Source organism: Streptomyces sp. SA15, assembly GCF_002291145.1.
Taxonomy (GTDB): Bacteria; Actinomycetota; Actinomycetes; order Streptomycetales; family Streptomycetaceae; genus Streptomyces.
Map to the genome: position 1 here is coordinate 37,118 of NZ_NTGE01000188.1, position 21,270 is coordinate 58,387.

18 protein-coding genes and 2 pseudogenes are annotated in these 21,270 nt (G+C 69.7%); 7 read left to right on the forward strand and 13 right to left on the reverse strand.

Features of this window, described 5'->3' with window-relative positions:
* The first annotated feature begins 32 nt into the window (after positions 1-32).
* Positions 33-602, forward strand: coding sequence for a hypothetical protein (locus CLM62_RS40170; RefSeq protein WP_095754823.1), 570 nt, complete (start codon positions 33-35; stop codon positions 600-602).
* 34 nt (positions 603-636) lie between these two features.
* Here CLM62_RS40170 and CLM62_RS40175 read toward each other — a convergent pair whose 3' ends face one another.
* The 3 genes from CLM62_RS40175 to CLM62_RS40185 all read right to left on the reverse strand — a co-directional run bounded on the left by CLM62_RS40175 (position 637) and on the right by CLM62_RS40185 (position 2,036).
* A complete protein-coding gene (locus CLM62_RS40175; RefSeq protein ID WP_095754844.1) occupies positions 637-1,143 on the reverse strand; it encodes a DUF2165 domain-containing protein in 507 nt (168 codons plus the stop codon).
* Between the two features lie 81 nt (positions 1,144-1,224).
* Positions 1,225-1,578: a hypothetical protein gene (locus CLM62_RS40180; protein WP_095754824.1), complete on the reverse strand. Its 354-nt coding sequence runs from the start codon at positions 1,576-1,578 to the stop codon at positions 1,225-1,227.
* A complete protein-coding gene (locus CLM62_RS40185; RefSeq protein ID WP_095754825.1) occupies positions 1,575-2,036 on the reverse strand; it encodes a prevent-host-death family protein in 462 nt (153 codons plus the stop codon). The genes CLM62_RS40180 and CLM62_RS40185 overlap by 4 nt, the downstream gene beginning before the upstream one ends.
* A gap of 576 nt (positions 2,037-2,612) precedes the next feature.
* Here CLM62_RS40185 and CLM62_RS50475 point away from each other — a divergent pair.
* Positions 2,613-2,777 carry a hypothetical protein gene (locus CLM62_RS50475; RefSeq protein WP_179382429.1) on the forward strand — a complete coding sequence of 55 codons (165 nt, stop codon included), beginning with the start codon at positions 2,613-2,615 and terminating at the stop codon, positions 2,775-2,777.
* 4 nt (positions 2,778-2,781) lie between these two features.
* On the opposite strand, the gene CLM62_RS40190 is transcribed toward CLM62_RS50475, so the two are convergent.
* Positions 2,782-2,970 carry a DUF397 domain-containing protein gene (locus tag CLM62_RS40190; RefSeq protein ID WP_095754826.1) on the reverse strand — a complete coding sequence of 63 codons (189 nt, stop codon included), beginning with the start codon at positions 2,968-2,970 and terminating at the stop codon, positions 2,782-2,784.
* A pseudogene (locus CLM62_RS40195) lies at positions 2,967-3,766 on the reverse strand (helix-turn-helix domain-containing protein). Before CLM62_RS40195 ends, CLM62_RS40190 begins: the two are co-directional and overlap by 4 nt.
* Before the next feature lie 134 nt (positions 3,767-3,900).
* On the opposite strand from CLM62_RS40195, the gene CLM62_RS40200 reads away from it, so the two are divergent.
* A complete protein-coding gene (locus tag CLM62_RS40200) occupies positions 3,901-5,019 on the forward strand; it encodes an ADP-ribosylglycohydrolase family protein (protein WP_095754827.1) in 1,119 nt (372 codons plus the stop codon).
* 22 nt (positions 5,020-5,041) lie between these two features.
* Here CLM62_RS40200 and CLM62_RS40205 read toward each other — a convergent pair whose 3' ends face one another.
* From CLM62_RS40205 to CLM62_RS40215, 3 genes are all read right to left on the reverse strand, one after another.
* On the reverse strand, positions 5,042-7,612 hold the full coding sequence (locus CLM62_RS40205) for a sialidase family protein (RefSeq protein ID WP_095754828.1): 2,571 nt from the start codon (positions 7,610-7,612) through the stop codon (positions 5,042-5,044).
* Positions 7,613-7,734: 122 nt separating this feature from the next.
* The gene (locus CLM62_RS40210) at positions 7,735-9,309 is read right to left on the reverse strand and encodes a sodium:solute symporter family protein (RefSeq protein WP_095754829.1); all 1,575 of its coding nucleotides are present in this window, start codon (positions 9,307-9,309) and stop codon (positions 7,735-7,737) included.
* A 163-nt stretch (positions 9,310-9,472) separates the two neighbouring features.
* On the reverse strand, positions 9,473-10,258 hold the full coding sequence (locus CLM62_RS40215; protein WP_095754830.1) for an SDR family oxidoreductase: 786 nt from the start codon (positions 10,256-10,258) through the stop codon (positions 9,473-9,475).
* A 203-nt stretch (positions 10,259-10,461) separates the two neighbouring features.
* On the opposite strand from CLM62_RS40215, the gene CLM62_RS40220 reads away from it, so the two are divergent.
* Complete coding sequence (locus CLM62_RS40220; RefSeq protein WP_095754831.1) at positions 10,462-11,316, forward strand: hypothetical protein; 855 nt, start codon at positions 10,462-10,464, stop codon at positions 11,314-11,316.
* A 4-nt stretch (positions 11,317-11,320) separates the two neighbouring features.
* Here the strand turns inward: CLM62_RS40220 and CLM62_RS40225 are convergent, their stop codons facing one another.
* Positions 11,321-13,270 (reverse strand): MFS transporter, encoded by a 1,950-nt coding sequence (locus CLM62_RS40225; protein ID WP_095754832.1) that lies wholly within the window; start codon positions 13,268-13,270, stop codon positions 11,321-11,323.
* Positions 13,271-13,443: 173 nt separating this feature from the next.
* Positions 13,444-16,500 (reverse strand): D-alanyl-D-alanine carboxypeptidase, encoded by a 3,057-nt coding sequence (locus CLM62_RS40230; RefSeq protein WP_095754833.1) that lies wholly within the window; start codon positions 16,498-16,500, stop codon positions 13,444-13,446.
* 227 nt (positions 16,501-16,727) lie between these two features.
* On the opposite strand from CLM62_RS40230, the gene CLM62_RS40235 reads away from it, so the two are divergent.
* The 3 genes from CLM62_RS40235 to CLM62_RS40245 all read left to right on the forward strand — a co-directional run bounded on the left by CLM62_RS40235 (position 16,728) and on the right by CLM62_RS40245 (position 19,085).
* Positions 16,728-17,483 carry a GPP34 family phosphoprotein gene (locus CLM62_RS40235; RefSeq protein WP_095754834.1) on the forward strand — a complete coding sequence of 252 codons (756 nt, stop codon included), beginning with the start codon at positions 16,728-16,730 and terminating at the stop codon, positions 17,481-17,483.
* A gap of 369 nt (positions 17,484-17,852) precedes the next feature.
* Positions 17,853-18,710, forward strand: a complete 858-nt coding sequence (locus CLM62_RS40240) for a helix-turn-helix transcriptional regulator (protein WP_095754835.1) — start codon at positions 17,853-17,855, stop codon at positions 18,708-18,710.
* Positions 18,711-18,893: 183 nt separating this feature from the next.
* A complete protein-coding gene (locus CLM62_RS40245; protein WP_095754836.1) occupies positions 18,894-19,085 on the forward strand; it encodes a DUF397 domain-containing protein in 192 nt (63 codons plus the stop codon).
* A 156-nt stretch (positions 19,086-19,241) separates the two neighbouring features.
* Here CLM62_RS40245 and CLM62_RS40250 read toward each other — a convergent pair whose 3' ends face one another.
* The 3 genes and pseudogenes from CLM62_RS40250 to CLM62_RS40260 form a co-directional block, all read right to left on the reverse strand.
* Complete coding sequence (locus tag CLM62_RS40250) at positions 19,242-20,114, reverse strand: MerR family transcriptional regulator (protein ID WP_095754837.1); 873 nt, start codon at positions 20,112-20,114, stop codon at positions 19,242-19,244.
* Between the two features lie 55 nt (positions 20,115-20,169).
* Complete coding sequence (locus CLM62_RS40255; protein ID WP_095754838.1) at positions 20,170-20,682, reverse strand: glutathione peroxidase; 513 nt, start codon at positions 20,680-20,682, stop codon at positions 20,170-20,172.
* A 9-nt stretch (positions 20,683-20,691) separates the two neighbouring features.
* A pseudogene (locus tag CLM62_RS40260) lies at positions 20,692-21,060 on the reverse strand (ArsR/SmtB family transcription factor); the annotation flags it as partial.
* Between the last annotated feature and the right edge of the window lie 210 nt (positions 21,061-21,270).

Genomic DNA, 21,270 nt, shown 5'->3' on the forward strand with positions numbered 1-21,270 from the left:
TGATTGGAGGGGCCCCGTAACTGAGGAGATGCGTGCCCGTGCCTGCCCGACGGCTTCCCTCGTGGGTCTGGGTGACCGGCCTGACGGCGGGCGCGATCGTGGCGGTCGCCGCCCTGGCCGTACAGGCGGACAAGGGCGCGCACCCGACCGCCACGCCCGCCCGGCCGAGCGCGTCGGCGTCGGCGGGCGCGCAGCCCAAGCCCACGAAGTCCGAGGCCCCCGCCGTGGTGCCGGACGACTCCGGCACCGGGCGTCGCGTCGTGTACTCCCTCGGGCAGAAGCGGGTGTGGCTGGTCGACGCCGGCGACGCCTCCCGCCGGACGTTCACGGTGTGGCCGGGGACGGTGAGCCCCGACCCCGGCACCTACACGATCTCCCAGCGCACGGAGGCCACCACGGGCACCGACGGCGTGGAGATCGAGCACATCCTGTACTTCGCCGCCAAGTCCGGCCTGTCGATCGCCTTCTCGAACGCGGTGGACGGCTCGTCGCCCCCGCCCGCCGCCGGGATCCGGACCAGCGGCATCCGCATGGACAAGGCGGACGGATCGGCGCTGTGGACCTTCGGCGAGACGGGGACGACGGTCGTGGTGGTCAGGTAGTAGTGAGGGTCACGTAGTTATGTAGTCATGGTGGTCACGTGGTCGAGTCAGTCTGCTTCATGGGCAGGTGTACGGCGACCAGGACCACGCCACTGAACAGGAACGCCCGCGTCGCCGCGTCCAGCCCGTTCCAGTCCCCGGACTGCCACATCGCGAACCACTCACCACCGATCGCGATGAACCCGGCGCCGAACAGCAGCATGACCATGAGCAGGCCGTACGTGGAAACGCGGCGAGCCCCGACGTGGTCGCGTCGGGCCCACAGCCAGGTGCCGTAGAGAAGCACGAGCGCGGCGACGGTCTCCCACACGATGATGGCGACGTACGCCGCGTCCTGCACCCCCTCGTTGGTGATGGCCCGCCACATCAGGTCGTCGTCCTTGAACGTCGTATCCATGGCGAGAACGTGTCTGACGAACTGCTGGTTGGTGCCGAAGTCCGTGATGTTCCCGAAGGCGACGAGGGTCATGTAGAGGGCGACGGTGGCGGTGAGGAGGGTGGCGGTGAGGTGGAGGGCGCTGCGTGAGGTTGTAGTGGCCATGGCGGCCATTTTCCCCGCACGGGGCGGTGTCTCGGTACGCCTCGTACGCATTGAGCCAGAACGTTGCCGGACGCCGAAGTGCTATTCGGTGTCCTTGGGATGGCGGGTGGATGCGTACACGAAATGGACGGTGCGGCGTGCTTCGTCGACGAGATACCGCACACGACCGCCCGCGGTCACCTCGTACTCCCACTGGGGATACTCCTGACCGCCGAGGTTGCCGGTGGCCAGACGGCCGCGCAGCCGGTGCTGACGGTCGGGATCGGCTCGGGACAGAGGGTCGCCGCGCAGTGCCTCGAAGCAGCGCCGTGTGTTCCCCGGAGCCTCCGCGCCCAACTCGCCCCATCCCTTCGCCGCCTCGTTCGTCGCGAATCGCAGGCGCCATTCCTCGCCCACGGGCGGAGGGGCGACGTCGTCGCCACGTTTCGGGCTCACGGCGCGGTCACCTCGCCGTGGTCCTCGTCCGGCAGCCGACGGGTGAGCTGCGCGGTGAGCTCCGGGTCGGCGAGGACGCGTGCCGTCGCGCGCCATTCGACGACGACCCGGTGGAGATTGGCATGGACATCGAGCTGGGCCGCGTCGTGTGTCGCGTCGATGAGCTCGGCCACGAACTGCTTCAGCTCGTCCGCCGACAGATGACGGACCCATGGGAAGACCGAGGGAAGCGCGCGCAGTATGGCCCGCTCACCGGCATCGCTACGGACGAGGGCGGCGAGTAGACGCGCTGTGATGTCCGCCGTCTCCTCGCGCTGCTGGTCGTGGCGTGCTGTGGTCAGGTAGAGATCCTCGCCGTCCCGACGCGTGATGTGCACACGCTGAGCCCGGTCGAGCGTCTCGGCGACACGCTTCGAATTCTTCGAGAGCTCCGAGAAGGCGACGGTGGGAGTGGACATGATCCGAGGCTACTTCGGAACATATTCCGAAGTCAATCGATGGATGGCTGAGGTTGACCGGGCCCTGTGGCTGACCAGGCGGCTGCGACCAAGGGCCGGTGGAGATCGGCACGCCGGATGCACGCGCCGATGTGAGTTCGCCGGGGCTGGACGTGATGGGTGCGGCGTGGAGCCGGTGGCGGAGGCTGCAGTGTTGCAGGACGAGTTCAGGGATGATGCCGGTGCGTAGCCGAGAGCGATCAGGGTGAGCAGGGCTTCGTGTCCGTCGGCCTCGGCGGCTGTGCGGGGTGTGATGCCGAGGCGGCGAAACCACTTCGAAGCGCACGTTCGCGAAGAGTTCTCCACCTACGCCTGGATCCTGGAGGGCATGCTCGAGCGGGCCGGCTTCGACATCGTCTCCCGCGCATTCCGCACACCGACGCATGGCGAGTTTCTCTGCCGTCGCCGCTCACGGTGAACAATGGGCGAATGACCTGTGTGCGATCGTAATTCGACCGTGACTTGCCGCCGGTCGTGGGGTAATCTCCAGGTAAAGAGGTCTCAATCCTTGCAGGTCAAAGCTCAAAGGAGGCAACGGTGTTCGAGCACCGGAAAGAGGCAGAAATGAGGCTGCACTCGGAAAAGCTGGCCAGGGAACTCGCTCTGGCGAAGCAGCGTGAAGAGGAGTCGCGAGCCGATGAAGGGCCCGCGACCGATGAAAATGAAACCGCAGCCACCACCGACGCGGAGCCCGTTGGGTGACTCCTCAGCGTTCCGAGGCGAACGCGAGGAACTCGGTCCAGGCGCCGTCCGCGAACGCGAGACGTGCGCCTTCCTTGTCTTTGGAGTCGCGTACGTGGACCGTCGCGTCGGCCGCGGCTGTCGCGACCTCGACGCAATCAGGGCCGTCGTTGCTGCTGTAGCTGCTCTTGAACCACTCGAGGGTGGAGGTCATGTCTCTTCTCCCATGACTTTCTCGATGAAGGCCAGTGACTCGCGGGGCGTGAGGGCCTGCGCCCGGATCATTCCATAGCGCATCTCCAGGATCTGCACCTCCCGGGGATCGCTGATGACGCGGCTGTGCAGCTGAGCCTCTGATGCCCGAGTGTCTTGCCGTCCCGCAGTTTCAGCAGCCGGATCGACCCACCCATGCCCGCATGGTCCTCACGATCCGTCGGCATGACCTGGATCGATACGTGCCGCAACTTGCTGATCTCCAACAGATGTTCGAGCTGTTGCCGCAGGACCATTCTGCCTCCAAGAGGCCGTCGCAGCGTCACCTCTTCCTGGACAAAGGTGAGAAGTGGCCGTGGTAGGCGCTCGAAGACGGACTTTCGAGCCACGCGCGCGGCGACGTGACGGTCGATCTCCTCCTCCGTGAATGCGGGTCGTCGCATGGTGTACAACTCCCGCGTGTACTCCGGCGTTTGCAGCAGGCCGTGGATGTGGTGGCTGTCGTACGCCCCCAACTCCACCGCCTCATCCTCCAACTTCGCCAGATCCCGCACCTTCTTCGGATACCGAGCCCTTTCCACGTTCTCCTTCATCGCGGAGAGCTTCCCGCCCGCGCCGAGCACCTCATCGGCCTTGTCCAGGAAGTCCGGCTTGGGAATCCTCCGCCCCCGCTCCGCCGATGAGACCATCTCCCCGCCGTACCCGATCGCGTCCCCGAGCTCCGTCTGCGTCAGCCCGGCCGACTCGCGCCACATCTTGATCTTGCGACCGACCGTCCTGTGACGGACCCGGACCATCCAGGGTCACTCGCGACCAACCCGAACCACTCCCCTCACACCAGGCATACCGGCTCACCCCCTGAACCCCCCGTCCCCGTTCGATTACAGTGCTGAGCTGTCGTACGTACGGACGGTCGCCGTGGGAGGTCTTGGTGGGTGCGACAGCCGGGGCCGTCTGGGGGCGTGCCGAGCAGCAGGACTTTCGGAGCAGGGTGCGGGGGACGTTGCTCGGGGTGGCCGTGGGGGATGCCCTGGGCGCGCCTGTCGACGAGCTGGGGCTGGAGGAGATACAGCAGGAGTACGGTCCCGAAGGCCTCGTCGACCTGGCCTTCGGGTACGGCAGGCGCGGCGCGATCACCCACCTCACGCAGCTCACCCTGTTCACCGTGGACGGGCTGATACGCGCCCAGGTACGGCGGGACACCGGCGCCTGGCATCCGCCGACCGATCTGCACCGGGCGTATCTGCGGTGGGCCGCCACCCAGCGGGACTGGGGGCCCGATGAGCGGCGCAAGGATGACGGGTGGCTCGCTCGGGAGGAGTGGTTGTACGCCCGGCGGGATCCCGCCCGGTCGCTGCTCATCGGGTTCGGGGACGAGAACATGGGCACGCTGGAGTCGCCCAAGAACCCCACCGAGCTCGGGCCCGAGGCCACCGCCCGTTCCGCGCCCTTCGGGCTGCTCGTGGGGTGGGAGCCGCAGCTGGTCGTCCAGCTCGCCGTGGAGTGCGCGGCGCAGACGCACGGCCACCCCATCGCCTACCTGTCGGCGGGCGCGTACGCCGTGATCGTGCACGGTCTGGCCTGCGGCGAGAGCCTCGACGGGGCCGTGCAGCGGGCGCTCGCGCTGCTCGCCGCCAGGCCCGGGCACCAGCCTGTGTCCGACGCGTTGCAGCACGCGCTGGGTGCCGTACGGCAGGGGATGCCCACGCCGGCGCGGGTGGAGGAGCTGGCGGCGGACGGCTCGGCGGACGGGCTGCTGGCGGCCGCCGTGTACTGCGCGCTGGTGGGGGAGGACGTACGGCATGGCCTGTGTCTCGCCGTGAATCACGACGGGCCCTCGGCGACCGCCGGTGCCCTGACCGGCGGGCTCCTCGGCGCCCTGCACGGCGAGACGGCCCTCCCCCCGGCCTGGCTGGCCGAGCTGGAGGGCCGTCCCACGCTGCTGGAACTGGCCGACGACTTCGCGATGGAGATGACCCAGGGGCCCGCGCTGCACGGTCCGGCGGGGTCGTCCCCGGGGTGGCTGGCCAGATACCCCAGGGGTGCCTAGCCCAGTCCTCCCTTCGCGCCGATCACAGCGGCGCCACCGCCGACCACAGCCCCCGCCCGTGCGTCGCCACCAACAGCCGCCCCCCGTCCGGCGAGACGTCCAAGGACACGATCCCGGCGTTGGGCAGAGCCCCGCCGAGCCGGTACCAGGCGTAGCCGCCGTCGGTGGTGGGCGCCGCGGCGAAGACGCCGACGTCCGTGCCGACGACCACGTGGCCGTGCCAGAGGGTGAGCGCCCCGACCGGTGCGTCGGGCAGGCCGCCCGTGCGGTCGGTCCAGGTGGTGCCGCCGTCGGTGCTCTCGAAGACGTGGCCCTCGCCCGCGCCGGGGACGTACGAGCCGGTGAAGCCGCCGTACGTGGCCCAGACGTGGCGGGCGTCCCGAGGATCGACGGTGAGTGAGGTGACGTACCGGTTGGGCAGCGGCGCGGTGAGCCGGTGCCAGGTGCCGCCCGCGTTGGTGTCGATGCCGCTGGAGTACTGGGCGCCCTCCCAGTACTCCCAGCCCGCGTACGTCACGGAGCCGTTCACGGCGAGCGCGGTGACGGCGTGTTTCTCGCCGGTGTCGTGGACGTTCGTCCAGTCGCAGGAGGCGGCCGTGCAGCGGGTGTCCCAGCCCTTGCCGCCGTTGTCCCACACGTACCGGCCGCCCGCGACCCAGTGGTTCAGGTCGCCGGTGTCGGAGGTGTAGGGGGCGATGAACTCCGGGCCCGGGTCGCAGCCCTTGAGGTCGGCGTTCCAGTCGCAGGCGGGCGAGATGTCGGTGAAGGAGTTCGAGTTCTCCGTGCCGTCGGAGCGGCCGCCGTTGGTGGTCAGTCCCATGTCGAGGTTGACGTACTCGTACACGGCCCGGTCGGCGTTCGCCGGGTCGGCGATGACGTAGCCGCCGTCGCCGCCCGCGGGCTGGTAGAGCTCACGCGCGCCCGGCAGGCTCAGTACGGTGCCGTTGTCCTGGGTGCCGCCCCACGTGGACAGGGCTCCGGTCGCCGGGTCACGGCCGTAGGCGGCGTCGTAGTACTGGAGCGTGCGCAGGCCCTGGTTCAGGTTGGTCCAGCCTTCGGAGGGCAGCACCGGGTCCGGGCGCAGGGTCCCGGAGCGCTCGTAGACGCCGCCGTCGTTGCCGAAATACACCCGGTGGCCGGGGCCGAAGGCGATGGCGTGCTGGTCGGGGTGGGACGTCATCGGGCAGCCGCCCGCGATCGGCCCCTGGGTCCAGCACTTCAGGCCGTAGTTCCAGTACGGGCCGATCGTCGCCCATGTCTTTCCGCCGTCCCAGCTCTCGAAGACCTCGGAGAAGGCCGCGTAGACGTGCTGCGGGTCGGCGGGGTCCACGGCGACGTACTGGTTGTACCAGGCGGCGCCGGCCGGGTCGCTGTTCTGCGCGCCCGCCGCCTTGAGGACGTCCTCGTCGGCGACCGTCGTCCAGGGCCCGGTCGTGTCGCCGGTCGCCGAGCGGTAGATCGCCCCGTCGTCGCTGCCTTTCTTGGCGTCGGCGACGAGCGCGAACAGTGCGCGGCCGTCGGCCGAGTAGGAGAGGGTCGAGCGGCCGGGGGTGAGACCCGCCAGGTCGCCGGTCGGGGTGACCTTGTGCCAGGTGCCGGGCTTTCCGGAGTCGTCGGACTCGTAGATGCCGTTCCCGTCGCCGTCGGAGGTGAAATAGCGCGCGATCACGGCTATGACCTGCCGGCCGCCGGTTCCGGGGCGTACGGCGACGTCGGTCGCGGCCGAGGACAAGGCCCTGTCCGGGTCACCGGGGGCCAGGGCGACCGTCCAGTCGGAGGTGATGTCGTCGGCGTCGCGGCGCAGGACGCCCTCGTTGGTGGCCGCGTAGACGTGGCCCTGGCCGTCGAAGGTGATCCGGGGGACGACACTGCCGTCGATCCGCTTGCCCACCTGCTTCCAGGTGCGGCCCCGGTCGGTGGAGCGGTAGATGCCGAGGCCGGTGTAGGAGTCGCCGGAATTGCTGGGCTCGCCGGTGCCGATCCACAGGGAGTGGTCGGCGGGGTTCACGGCCAGGGCGCCCATGGCGAGGGTCTGCTGATGGTCGGAGAGAGGCCGCCAGCGCCGTCCGTCGTCGTCGGAGCGCCACAGGCCGCCGTCGGCGGCGCCCATGTACACCGTGTGCCCGTCGACGGCGAGGGCGGCGACGCGGCCGCTGTTCAGCCCCCATCCGGCGCCGAAGTTCGACGCGACGGGGTCGGCGTACCCCTTGTCCTCTTGCTGGAGGGGGACGTTCGTGACCTCGGACCACCGGGTCGGCACGGTCGGCAGCCGCCCGGCCTGGGTGCGCGCGTGGGCCAGCGCGCCGGGCCCGACGGCATCGCCGGGAGCCGTCTTCATACGGGCCTGCTGGGCGAACCCGGCGGTCGGGTCGTCGCGGTCGGTGCCGTCGTCGTCATCGCCGGGGTCGTCGCCGGCGTCGTTCGCGACCAGGGCGCCGGCCGCGGTGTCCGCCGTGGGGCTGACCGGACCGGGTCTGAGGTGGTCGTGCGGGGTGGCGGGCGACGCCGCGTCGGCGCGGCCCGCCACCAGGATCAGGGCGCAGGCGGCGATGACCGCCGCCCGCGCGCTCCGTGGGGGGTGGGAGAGGTTCATACCACCTGATCACACAGCGGTCTGTTGAACTTTTGAGTGATCAGGCGGCAATGATCCGGCAAAGGTCATCTCCCGTACAAACCAAGGGAGCTGAGAAGCCCTCAGGTCTGCCACACGCTGCGTCAGTCCTTCACCGGCGCCCGCACCGCGTCGTCCATCGGATCCGCCGGCGTCGGGATCGCCGCCGCGGCCGATCCGTCGTCGTCCGTGTTGATCTTCTCGATGATCGCGAGGCGTTCCGGGGTGTCCTCCGGCCTCAGGAAGCCGACGAGGATGTAGAGGATCAGGGAGACGGCCAGCGGGATCGATACCTGGTACTGGAGCGGGACGCCGCCCTCTACGTTCCAGTTGATGGGGTAGTTGACCAGCCAGAAGGCGAACAGGCCCATGGACCAGCTGATGAGCGCCGCGGTCGGGCCGGAGCGGCGGAACGGGCGCAGCAGGCCCAGCATCATCGGGATGGCCATCGGGCCCATCAGACCGGCCACCCACTTGATGACGACCGTGATGATGTCCTTGAAGGTGGGCGAGTTGACCTGCGTGGCCGCCGCCATGGACAGGCCGAGGAAGACGACCGTCGCGATCCGGGCCGCGATCAGTCCCGTCCGCTGGCTCCACGCCCGTGCCCGCGCCGACATCACCGGGGCGACGTCCCGGGTGAAGACGGCCGCGATGGCGTTGGCGTCGGAGGAGCACATGGCCATGGTGTGCGAGAAGAAGCCGACGATGACCAGTCCCAGCAGGCCGTGCGGGAGGAGTTGTTCGGTCATCAGGCCGTACGAGTCCGAGCCGTCCGGCTTCTGCGCCTCCACCAGCAGCGGCGACATCCACATGGGGTAGAACAGGACCAGGGGCCAGACGAGCCACAGCACCGCCGACAGCCGGGCCGAACGCGCTGCCTCCTTGGGGGTGGCCGTCGCCATGTAGCGCTGGGCCTGGTTGAGCATGCCGCCGTTGTACTCGAACAGCTTGATGAAGAGGAAGGCCAGCAGGAACACCGCGCCGTAGTCGGCGACCAGCGGTTTCTCGTGGCCCTGCAGGGCCGGCTGGTCCCAGGCGTCGATGAATCCGATGTTCCTGTCACCGAGTTCCATGATCACGGCGACGAACATCGCCACACCGGCGAGGAGCTGGATGACGAACTGGCCCAGCTCGGTCAGCGCGTCCGCCCACAGGCCGCCGATCGTGCAGTAGACGGCCGTGATGGTGCCGGTGATGAGGATGCCCTGGTTCAGGGAGATGCCGGTGAAGACGGACAGCAGGGTGGCGATCGCGGCCCACTTCGCGCCCACGTCCACGATCTTCAGCAGCATGCCGGACCAGGCCAGCGCCTGCTGGGTCTTCAGGTCGTAACGGTTCTTCAGGTACTCCAGCGGGGAGGCCACATGGAGCCTGGACCGTAACCGGTTGATGCGCGGGGCGAACAGCTTCGAGCCGATCGCGATGCCGAGGGCGATCGGGAACGACCAGGTGACGAAGGAGGTGACGCCGTAGGTGTAGGCGATGCCCGCGTAGCCGGTGAACATCACCGCGCTGTAGCCCGACATGTGGTGCGAGATGCCGGAGAGCCACCAGGGCATCTTGCCTCCGGCGGTGAAGAAGTCACTGACGTTGTCCACACGCTTGTGCGACCACACGCCGATGGCGACCATCACGCCGAAGTAGCCGATGAGCACGGCCCAGTCGAGACTGTTCATGGGCCCCCTTCCAGGGTCCGCCGCCAGGGTCAGGCATGTGAACTCTGAGTGGGGCGGCATGCCCACGGCAAGCGCGAGGAAGGTCAAGAGCGCGTAAAATTGTTCGGCTTTATGGCCCGGGGTTGTATATGTGAACGCGGGGGTTTGGCTGAAAAGGATCAGGTCAGCGCATCAATTCCCCGGCGTTCACCAACAGCGACTGCCCCGTGATCGCCCGCGCCCGGTCCGACGCCAGGAACACCGCCGCGTCCGCCACATCCGCGTCCGAGGCCAGCTCCGGCAGTGCCATCCGGCCGGTCAGCCGCCGCAGCACCTCGTCCTCCCCTACCCCTTCCGTCCGCGCCGTGAACTGGACGTACGCCCGCACCGGCGGGCCCCACATCCAGCCCGGCAGCACGGTGTTGACGCGGATGCGGTGCGGCCCGAGTTCCCGCGCCAGGGAGTACATCGCGCTGGTCAACGCCCCCTTCGAGGCCGCGTACGCCGCCTGCCGTACCTGCGACGGGGCCGCCACCGCCGACTGCGTCCCGATGAAGACCACCGAGCCGCCGCGTTCCTTCAGTCCCGGCAGGCAGGCCCGGGTCATCCGCAGCGTCCCCAGCAGATTCACGTCGATCACCGACTGCCAGGTCGCGAAGTCGGCGTCCTCCAGCCCGCCGAAGTAGCTGTCCCGGGCGGCCACATGGACGACGGCGTCGATCCGCCCGAACCGCTCCCGCGCCAGCGCCGCCAGCGCCTCGCACTGCCCCTCGTCCCTGACGTCGGTCGCCCGGTACGCCGTGTGCGCCCCGTCCGGATCGATCTCGGCCGCGCTCTTGGCGAGGTTCGCCTCCGTCCGCGCCCCGAGCACCGCGTTCCCGCCGTCCCGCACGACGGCCGCCGCGACCTGGTGACCGAGCCCGGCGCCGACTCCGGACACGACGACGGTCTTGCCCGTGAGCGGTGACATCGATGGCCTCCCCTTTTTTCGCGGCGGTTCACCTCCGGGGCGCTACAGCCTGTGTCGGGAGCGCGACCGTGCTCAGCCCTTCGGGCCTCCGCGCGCTCGCACTCCCGACACAGTCGCGCCCCTTCGGTTCACTCGCCGTAGCTCTGGCGCATTATCTGACGGAGCGTCAGAGTAGGGGCGACCGCAGGAGGAGGGAAGCTCCCATGTCCGAAGACACCCGCAGCGAGATGTACGGCGAGCTGGCCGCCGTAGGCCCGTACGGCGTCCGCGCCGGCCACGCGCTCATCACCATGGTCGAGCCGCACCCGGGCCACGAGTACGCCTACAACCGCTGGTACGAGGACGACCACTACTACGCCGGCGCCATGGCCATGCCCTGGATGTACGCCGGCCGCCGCTGGGTGGCCACCCGGGACCTGCAACTCCTGCGCCGGCCCGAGAAGTCGGCGATCGCCGAGCCGGTCACCGCCGGGTGTTACCTCTCCACGTACTGGATCACCGACGGCCGCTACGACGACCACATGCGCTGGACCGTCGGCATCAACAAGCGCCTCAACCGCGACGGCCGCGTCTACCGGGACCGTACGCATGTCTTCACCGCGTTCCAGGACCACGAGGCGACGGTGTACCGGGACGGGGCGGCCGGGCCCCGCGACTTCCACGCCCTCGACCACCCCTATGCCGGCCTGGTCCTCCAGGTCGTCGACACCGACTCGCCCGAACAGCGCGCCGAGCTGCTGGAGTGGCTGGTCTCCCGCGACCTTCCCAAGCGTGTGGCGCCCAAGGAAAATGTCACAGCTCCGTCCGCGATGGTGACCGTCTTCCGGCCGACCCTGCTGCCCGGCGACCGTATGTCGTACGTCAAGCAGGTCGAGGGCGTCGACACCCGGCTGACCCTGCTGTGGTTCCTGGAGGCGGACCCACGGGAGTGCTGGGAGCCGTACTTCACCGGCCTGGAGACGGCGGTCAGCGAGGCCGGGCTGGGAAGGGTGGAGTTGCTGGCCCCCTTCATCCCCACCGTCCCCGGCACCGACAAGTACGTCGACCAGCTGCGCTGACCGGCTACTTCAGCTCGTCCGGGCAGGGCGTGCCGCGCTGGACCGCGTACGGCGCCGCCAGCCGGTACGTCCCCGCCTTCGGTGCGAGCAGCATGGTCCAGCGGTCGCCGTCGGCGTCCTCCTCCGTCTCCATCAGGCAGCCGTTGACGTTGTCGTAAGACTTCGGCGTACCGTCGGAGCGGTTCTTGGACGCCTCCGTCTCCTGAGGCGGCTTCAGCCTGTTGCCCTCGGCGTCGACGATGCTCAGCCACGGCGAGTACGGGATCCGGATGAGGATCCGGCCCGCCTGCCTCACCCGCATCGTCATCTCGCCCTGCGCCGCACGGTCGACGACGGTGTTCGGCTCGGCGAGCGGCGTCGGATCGGTCACCCGGAACAGCTGCCAGTTGGCGTCGCCCCAGATCTGCTTCAGATACGGCATGCCCCGCTGCACCAGCTCACGCTCGCGCTCGCCCCCGTCGCCGTCCGGCTCGTCCTTCGGCAGCACCACGAAGTGCACGGCCCAGCGCTTGAGCCATTCGTGATAGTTCGCCGAGTTGAGCGTGTCGTCGTAGAAGAGGGGGTTGCGCTCCATGTCGGCCTGGCGGTTCCAGCCGCGGGCCAGGTTGACGTACGGGGCGAGGGCGGAGGCCTCGCGGTGGGAGCGGGCCGGTACGACCTCCACGCGGCCCTTCTCGGCGCCGACCTCCTGGAGTTCGTTGACCAGCGGCGCCAGCTCGCGCGCCCAGGAGGCCGCCGGGGTGGTGTGGACGATGTCGTCGACCGACTTGAAGCCGATCCAGGCGGTGAAGCCGACGAAGGCCACCACGATCGCGTACCACTTGAGGGTGCGCGGCACCGCGAACGGCAGCGCGGCGGCCAGGACCACTCCCGCGAACAGCATCGCGAGGCGCGAGATGTTGGAGCCGATCTGCGAGCTGACCAGCCAGACCAGGACGATTCCGATGGCGTACACCGCGGACGTGATCCGGACCGTCTTCCACTCCTTCGGGACGAGGAAGAGGACCAGCAGCGCGTACGCCAGCGGGAGGATCACCGAGCCGATCTTCATCGGCTGGGTGCCGGAGAAGGGGAACAGCCAGGCGGAGACGGCGACGACGGCCGAGGGCGCGATGCCCAGCGCCCAGGCGCCCGGACGCCGCTTCTGCAGGAACAGCGCCACCGCCACCAGGCCCACGAACAGGCCTGCGACAGGTGACGCCATGGTGGCGAGCGCGGCGAGCGGGGCCGCGCACAGGGCCTTGGCCCAGCGTTTGTAGCGCCAGCGGTACGGCCAGCAGAAGACGACCGCGACCGCGCCCAGCGCGAACAACGTGCCGAGGCCGAACGTCACCCGCCCGGACGCCGCGTTGCACAGGAACGCGAACACGCCCGCCAACGACGCCCACAGGGGGTTCTTCACGGAGCGGCTGCGGATGAGGAGCATCGTCAGCAGCCCGGCGGAGAGCGTCCCCGCGAGCATCATCGTCGTACGGACGCCGAGGACCGACATCAGATACGGCGACACCACGCTGTACGACACCGGGTGCATGCCGCCGTACCAGGCGAGGTTGTACGCCGAGTCCGGGTGCCGGCCGACGAACTCGGCCCACGCGTCCTGCGCCGCAAGGTCGCCGCCGCTGTTGGCGAACGTGAAGAACCAGACGACGTGAAGCGCGCCCGAGAGGGCGGTGACGGAGAGGACGGGGTGACGCAGCAGGCGCTCGCGCAGGGCCAGGACGGCGGTCCTGGGGGAGGACGACTTGGCGGACCGGGAGGGCTTTGTGGACTCGGAGGACTCGGAGGACTCGGAGGACTCGGAGGGCTCCGGAGCGTCGGCCGTGGAGGGTCTCTCGCGGTCCTCGACGTGGTCCTCGACGCGGTCCTCGATGTCACGTGCGGACACGTGTATTCGCGGGCCGGTTCCCGGGCCCGGATCGGTCTCGTCGGCGCGTGTCGGCTCCGTAGTGGCCACCTGAAGGCACTCCCCGTGGTGTCCCGTCTTCTGTTCTCGTACTGTTCGCGGTCGCGTCCCGTGAGCGACCCGCCCCGTTTCTGCCCTGTTTCGTGACGCTAGCACGCACCCCGCCGACCGGAACCAGGGCGTGCTCCGGTCGGCGGGGCATGGCGCTCACTCGGCGGCTCTTGTCAGCCGAGGCGCGTCAACTTGTCCGTGAAGGCCGGCTCCACGAGGTCCTTCTGCAGGGCGACCGGGACCTTGACCGCGCTGCCGGAGCCGTCGCCGACGGTGAGCGAGCCCACCTGGGTTCCGGCCTTCGCCGTGTGCGGCAGGTCGTCGGACGCGAACGTCAGCTTGACGGTCAGGCCCGCCCAGCCGACCGCCGTGACGTCCTTCGTGACGACGACCGGGGTACGGCCGCCGAGGCCGTCGTCGGCGTACCCGACGACATCGCCCTTCTTCAGGATGGTCGCGGAGTCCAGCGCGTCCTGCGCGGCCCGGATCAGCCGGTCGCCCGCGGAGAGGGCGCCCTGGAGGATGGTGTTGTCCGAGCCGCCCGCGGGCTGGCGCACCACGGCGCCGACGATGGTGCGCGTCTCGCCGCCGACCTCCTTCTTCGCCGCGAAGACGAGGTTGCCGAGGGCGGAGGTGGTGGTGCCGGTCTTGATGCCGACGACGTCGTTGTAGCCGACCAGCTGGTTCCAGTTGTTGTGCTTGGTGCCCTTGTAGTCGACGTACGACATCATCGTGGCGACCTCGCGGAAGGCGGGCTGCTTCATCGCCGCCTTGGCCAGCTTCACCTGGTCCACGGCCGTGCTGACGGTCGTGTTGTTGAGGCCCGAGGGGTCGGTGTAGGTGGTGTTGGTCATGCCGAGGTCGTCGGCCGCGGCGTTCATCTTCTCGACGAACGACTTCTCGGACCCGGCGTCCCAACGGGCGAGCAGTCGCGCCACGTTGTTCGCGGACGCGATCAGGATGCTCTCCAGGGCCTCGCGCTGGGTGATGGAGTCGCCCTTGGTCACGTCGACGGTCGACTCCTGGCCGGCGTCCGACTGGTCCTCGGCCGCCTGGTCGATCTCGATCTTCGGACCGGCGTCGCCGCTCTTGAGGGGGTGGTCGCGCAGGATGACGTACGCCGTCATGACCTTGGCGACACTGGCGATCGGCACGGCCTTCTGCTCGCCGGACGAGCCGAACGTACCGATGCCCTGCACGTCCAGCGCGGCCTGTCCGTCGGACGGCCACGGGATGTCGACCTTGTTGCCCTCGAAGGTGTATTTCTCCTCGGCGGTGAGCTCGAGCGAGGGGGTCGGCAGGGGGCGTACGGCCTGCACGATCGCAAAGATCACCGCGAGCAGCAGCACCAGCGGGGTCCAGATCTTGACCCGCCGGACGAGCGTGCGGACCGGGGTCTCCGGGGGCGGCGGCGTGTTCGTCAGCTCCGCCAGCAGATCCAGCGGCGGCTTGGGCGGCAACGGCTGCTGAGTGGTCCGCTCCGGCCCGACCTGCGGGAAGGGAGCGGTGGCATCGGCGGGGGCGTCGGCCTTCGGCTTCCGCGTCGACGGCTCGTCGAGGGGCTTGAGCGCGACGAACTTGCTTGTGCGCTCGACGTCGGACGGGACGTCCCTGGCGTCCTTGGCGTCCTTGGCGGCACCGCCCAGCTTCAGCATGGTCGTCGGCTGGTCCACGGCGGGCGCGGGGGGCCGTACGGCTTTGAAGGTGGTGGTGGGCTGGTCTACGGGGGGCTTGGCGGGGGTGGAGGGCTTGTCGTCGGGCTCGTCGTCCGTGGGGGGTGTGCCGGGCTCGTCGTCCGCGGAACGCGCATCGGGCTCGTCGTCCGTGGAAGGCGCGTCGGGGTCGTCGGCTGTGGGGGGCTCGGCGGCGGAGGGCTTCGCGTCTGCGGAGGCGGGCGTCTTGGGGGAGTCGGCGTCGGCGTCGGCGTCAACGGCCTGGTCCGCGTCGGCGCCGGTGTCGGCGGTGGCATTTGTCTCAGCGTCAGGCTGAGGCTCGGCGGCCGACTCGGCGGCCGGGGTGGGCTCCGCGCCGGTCTTCGAGTCGGCGTCGGCATCCGAGTCGGCCTTGGCACCCGACTTGGCCTTGGCACCCGACTCGGTCTCAGCATCCGACTGGGCCTGGGAATCGGCCTGGGAATCGGCCTCGTCCATGTCGGCACCCGACTCGGCGTCGGCGTCGGCGTCGGCGTCGGCTCGCGTGGGCTCTTTGCCCCCGGTGGCCTTCATCTCACCGTCGTCACCGGTATCCGCATCCGGCTCCTCGTCCGCCGACGCCACCCACGCGGCCACGGCGTCCCGAAGCCGGGGGTCACCATCCGCACCGGCCTCGCCCCGACCGCCGGAAGCATCGGAAGCGCCCTCGGCGACGGCCTCCTCCGCATCGGCGCCCTCGCCCTGCGGCTCCACGGTGTCCTGGCCGCTGACCTCACCGTCTTCCGGCTCGGCAGTGCCCTTCGCGGCCTTCCCGACCGGGGCCTGTGCCGCGTCCTGCCCGGCGGCCTCATCAGCTTCTGGCTCGGCGGCGTCCTTGGCTGCCTCTTCGGCGGCGGTCTCTGAGGTGTCCGGTGCGGTGGCCTCGTCGGCTTCCGGCTCGGCGGCGGCTTCGGCCGCAACGTCGGCAGCGGGCTCCGCCGCGTCCCGACCGGCGTCCTTGCCGGTCTGCGGCTCTGCCCCATCCCGACCGACGGCGTCGCCGGCCTGCGGCTCCGCCGCGTCCTGGCCAGTCGCCTGACCGTCCTTCGGCTCGGCAGTGTCCTTCGCGGTCTTCGCCGCGTCCCGTCCGTCTGCCTCCCCGTCCTTCGGCTCGGCAGTGTCCTTCGCGGTCTTCCCGGCAGCGGTCTCCACAGCGTCCCGGACGCCGACGTCCCCGCCCTCCGACCCCGCAGCGTCCTTCGCCGCCTCCCCGGCGGCGTCCTGTGCGCCCGTCTCCGCCCCTGTGGCGTCCTGCGCGGGGTTCTGTGCCGTCTCCGACCCCGTGGCCTCCTGCGGGCCCCTCTGCGCCCCTGTGGCGTCCTGCGGTGTCGTCTCCCGCTCGGGGGCGAGGTCTCGTACCGAGAAGACCCTCGTCGCCGTGTCTACGCCGCCGCGCGTCGTGGAGGGGTCGGATTCGCGGGCCACCGCGAGCCGGGGGTCCTCGGGAACCGGACCTGCGCTCCCCGACGTCGGTTCTGCCGACGACTCGCGCTGCTTCGACCTGTCGGGGGACTCGCCCGCCACCGATGCCTCCTCCATGCGCCACACGCCATCCGTGTCCGTGCGGCTATCGAACCGTGAACCGACGCTCGGACACCGCTGCCCCGCAGTGTCCGAACCATGTACCAGTGTCCTGTGTGCGGACCGAACTCAAGCGGTAGACGAGAACGACATACCTGCCGGTTCCCTCACAAACAGGTCACGCACCCTCGACAGACCAATGTGAGAGGGGTCACCCTGTCATTCATCCACGCGGGGAGGCATGGATGGGCAGGAGCCGCAGAACAATTCCGGAGGAGCTTCTGCTGCTGGCACTGGACCCGACCACGGGTACCACTGCACAGCCGCAGTCGCTCGACCTCGGTCTGGCCGGAGCACAGCTAGTGGAGCTGGCGTTGGCCGGACGGATAGCCCCAGACGGGGATCGTATCGCCGTGGTGGTGCCACGGCCGACAGGAGATCCAACTTTGGACTGCGCGTTGGAGTTGCTGCGAAGGCGTGGCGCTCCCGTACGCGCGGTGAACTGGATTGGCGGGCCCCGGCTGGGGCTGCGCCAGACCTACCTCTCGCATCTGGAGCGGTGCGGCATGGTGCATGCCGTGGCGGGCCAGATGTGCGGGGTGTTGCCGACGACTCGCTATCAGGCGACGGACAACGAGATCAGCCGGGAGATCAGGGCCCGTCTGGACTCCGCGATCCGCACCGGCGTGCCGCCGGACCCGCGGACGGCCGCACTCGCCGCACTGGCGCACGCGGTCGGCCTCGGCAAGCATCTGTATCCCGGGAACGAGGGGCGGTCCTCCCGCTCCCGGCTCAGGGATCTGATCCGGCACGACCCCATGGGCGGCCTCGTGGCACACGCCGTGATGGACGTTCAGAACGGCGTGGCGGCCCAGCCGCGCCGCAGCCCGGCACCGGCCGGCCGTCAGGCCGCCCCCGGAGCCAGGCCCGCACCGGAACCCGCCCGCGGCGTTCCGATGCAACCGCGCCGCGGATCCATGGCGCGCGCCGTGGCTCATTGAGCCGAGTCCCACGGCACACAGCACCAAAGCAGCACCAAAAGCGCCATCAAAGCGCCACAAAAGCAGGGCCAAAGCACCACGCACACGCACCACGCTCCACCGAGCGCCGCACCGCAGTCCCTTAAGACCCGGTACGGGAGCCGCTGGTTCGCGCGGGGCGACAGGACCGTACGTCCGGACGACGACGCGGTCCCGTCGCCCCGCGCGCCCTTGTGTCGCGCCTCTATGCGGCATGAACGCCTTTATGCGGCATGCACACAGCGCATATCCACTGTTTCCCAGCGGTAGTAAGCACCTTGGTGGCAGTCTGCTCAGCAGCAGATAGACAAAGTGGTAAGTACGAGGCACGCAGCCGGAGGTGCACGTCCCGTGGCGTCCAATGTCAATCCCACCGTCAGGCGACGCCGGCTGGGCCAGGAGCTGCGCAGGCTCCGCGAGCTCAAGGGCATGACGGCCGAGGAAGTGGCGGAGAGACTGCTGGTCTCGCAGTCGAAGATCAGCCGTCTGGAGAACGGCCGGCGCAGCATCAGCCAGCGTGACGTCCGCGATCTGTGCGGGGTCTACGAGGTCGAGGACCAGCGCATCGTCGAGTCGCTGATGCAGATGGCCAAGGACTCACGCCAGCAGGGCTGGTGGCATGCGTTCGGGGACATCCCGTACAGCGTCTACATCGGGCTGGAGACGGACGCCGAGTCGCTGCGGGTGTACGAACCCCAGATCATCACCGGCCTGTTGCAGACCCGCGCCTATGCCGAGGCCATCATCCGGGGCGGATCGCCGGAGACGTCGGAGCCGGAGATCGACAAGCGCGTCCAGGTCCGGCTGCGGCGGCAGGACCGCATCACCGCCGAGAAGGACCCGCTGCGCCTGTGGGTCGTACTGGACGAGGCCTCGCTGCGCCGCCTCGTCGGGAGCAAGCAGGTGATGCGGGAGCAGCTGGAGCACGTCGCCGAGATGTCCCAGGCGCCGCACATCACCGTGCAGGTGCTGCCGTTCGACGTCGGTGCGCATCCCGGTCTCAACGGCCAGTACTCGATCCTGGAGTTCTCCGACGCGGCCGACTCCAGCGTCGTGTACATAGGGGGCGTGACCAGCGACCTGTATCTGGAGAAGCCGCACGACGTGCAGAAATACACGGTGATGTACGAGCACCTGCGGGCCCAGGCGCTGAACGTGGACCAGTCGCGCCAACTCATCGAAGACGTCGCGAAGGAGTACGCGCGCTGAGCCCCGCTCCGGAGAAGCGCCGGATACTACACCCCTGATATGCCTGGCTGGAAGACCCACCTGGAATATGCCACCCAGCCGAGTGAATGACAGCTCCGAATGAGGAAGTCGGCGAGTAGCGTCGATCACGCCAACCGATCAACGGTGTTGGCGGAAACCGTGCAACTGGCTACCGGAGCAAACATGGCAATTCTGCAGGGTGCCACGGAAACGTGGACGAGTTCCTCGTACACCAACGGAGGTGGTGCGTGCGTGGAGGTCAAGTCCCCTACGCACTCACAGCTGGCCGTGCGCGACTCCAAGGTCCCCGAGGGACCCTTCCTGGCGTTCCCCACCGACGCGTGGAACACCTTCGTGGCATCGGTCAAGGAGTGAGGGGAAGGTCTTCCTGATCCTCGCCCGAGTCCACAACCGACAACTGCACAAGCACCACGGGAAGAGCCCTCTCGACCAGCCGCCGTCCTTGCCGAGAGGGCTCGGCTTGTGCCCGGACAGTCCCTAGAGACCCATCAGCTCACCCCTGGTGACCCATCAGCTCACCGGGAACGCCACGTCACACACCGGATCCTCCGCCCCCGCCGCGTCCCAGTCGGCGAAGTACACCTCGCGGCACGGCCCCGTCGGCTTCAGCCCCTGGGCCGCCATCCACTCCTCCACCGCCTCGAACGCGGCCAGGATCTGCGGATGCGCCACCTGCGCCTTGGTGACCCGGGTGTACGCAAGCCGCCCGGCCGGCTCCACCTGTACGGCCGTACCCCGGGCCCGGCCCTGCTTCTCCACCCAGGCCCGTGCCGCGGCCTCGTCGGCCACCGGCACGCACGACTCGGCCGGACCGTCGCTCTCCATCGACACCGCGGAGTGGTACACGACGTACGGCGCACCCGCGAGGCCCCCGCACTCCCGGGCCCCCTGCTCCAGGCGGCCCAGCGACGCGCCGATCCAGGCCGGCAACTCGTCCGCCAGCGTGTGCCGCTTCTCGCTGATCACGATCTGGGCCGGCACGTCCACCGTCTCGACCACGAACTTCCCGTACATCTCGGAGCTCCTCCCCGACAGTCGTCCACGGAGGTACTCGGCGAGCGTCCGCTGCCCGGCCAACCGCGCCTCGACGTCCGCCCAGTAAGCGGCGAGCCGGTCCGCGGCCGTGGACCCGTCCGGCGCCTCGACCACGTCGGCGATCAGCGCCAGTGGCATGTCCAGCTGGCGCAGGAGCGCCACGAGCCGGGCGGGTTCCACCTGGTCCGCGCGGTAGTAGCGGTAACCGCTGACCTCGTCGACGTACGCCGGAGCCAGCAGTCCCAGCCGGTCGTACAGCCGCAGGGCCCTGGCGGACAGCCGTGCCCGTGCGGCGAACGCGCCGATGGTGAGCAGCTCTTCGTCGTCCACCACGTCATCCTCCGTCACCGGGCGGCTTCTTCCGCCCGGTGAGAGGACGCTCGGCCTTGCCCCAGGGGCAAGGTCAACCGGCCAGCTGTCCCTCCACGGCGGCCACGAGCTCGGCCGCCTCCGGCTCGGTCTGCGGCGAGAAGCGGGCGACGACCGTGCCGTCCCGGCCGATCAGGAACTTCTCGAAGTTCCAGCGGATGTCCCCGCTGTGCCCCTCGGCGTCGGCGAAGCCGACCAGACGCTCGTACAGCGGGTGCCGGCCCTCGCCGTTCACCTCGACCTTCTCGGTCATCGGGAAGGTCACGCCGTACGTCGCCGAGCAGAACTCGGCGATCTCCTCGGCGCTGCCGGGCTCCTGCCCGAGGAACTGGTTGCAGGGCACCCCGAGCACGGTGAACCCGCGCCCCGCGTACTGCTCGTGCAGCCGCTCGAGCCCCGTGTACTGCGGGGTCAGCCCGCACTTGGAGGCAACGTTCACGACGAGCACGGCCTGGCCGGCGTACTGGGAAAGGTCCGCGGAACCTCCTTGGAGGGATTCGATCTTGACGTCGAGGGGAGAAACACCGTTGCTGTCTGCAGTCGTCATGAGCGGATGCTAACTCCGCGAGGTGGCGGCCCTCTGACCCGACCCTGACGCCCGTACAACGACCTCCCCGGCGGCCGTCCGCCCGTACAGCACCGATCTGCCGGACCTCCGCCGCTCCACCAGCCCCGCGTCGAGCAGCACCCGCAGATGCCGCCCGACCGAACCGAGGCCCTGCCCGGTCACGGCGACGAGCTGGCTCGTGCTCATGGGGGAGCCGAGGAGTACGAGCACCCCGGCCCGCGCCGTTCCGAGCAGCGCACCGAGGTTCGCCGACACGGCCGGGCTCCGGCCCTCGGCGAGGGCCCCGGCGCACGGGTAGACCACGGCGTACCGCTGCCCGTCCTCCCAGGCCACCCAGCCGTGCCGTTGCGGGGTGACGGCGGTGGCGTCGGTAGCGGTGACGCTGTGGCTGGCGCGGGGGCTGCGGCGGTGACCGACGATCTGCGTCAGCTGTTAACCAATGAGCGTTTTCAGCGCGGCTACCGATCGGGTGACGCCGACGGGGTGCGCAACGCACGAGGCTCCCGTGCCGTTGGGGGAGGTGTTCGAAGTCTCAACCCACAGGCGCGGGAGCCGCGTTGGTTCCGT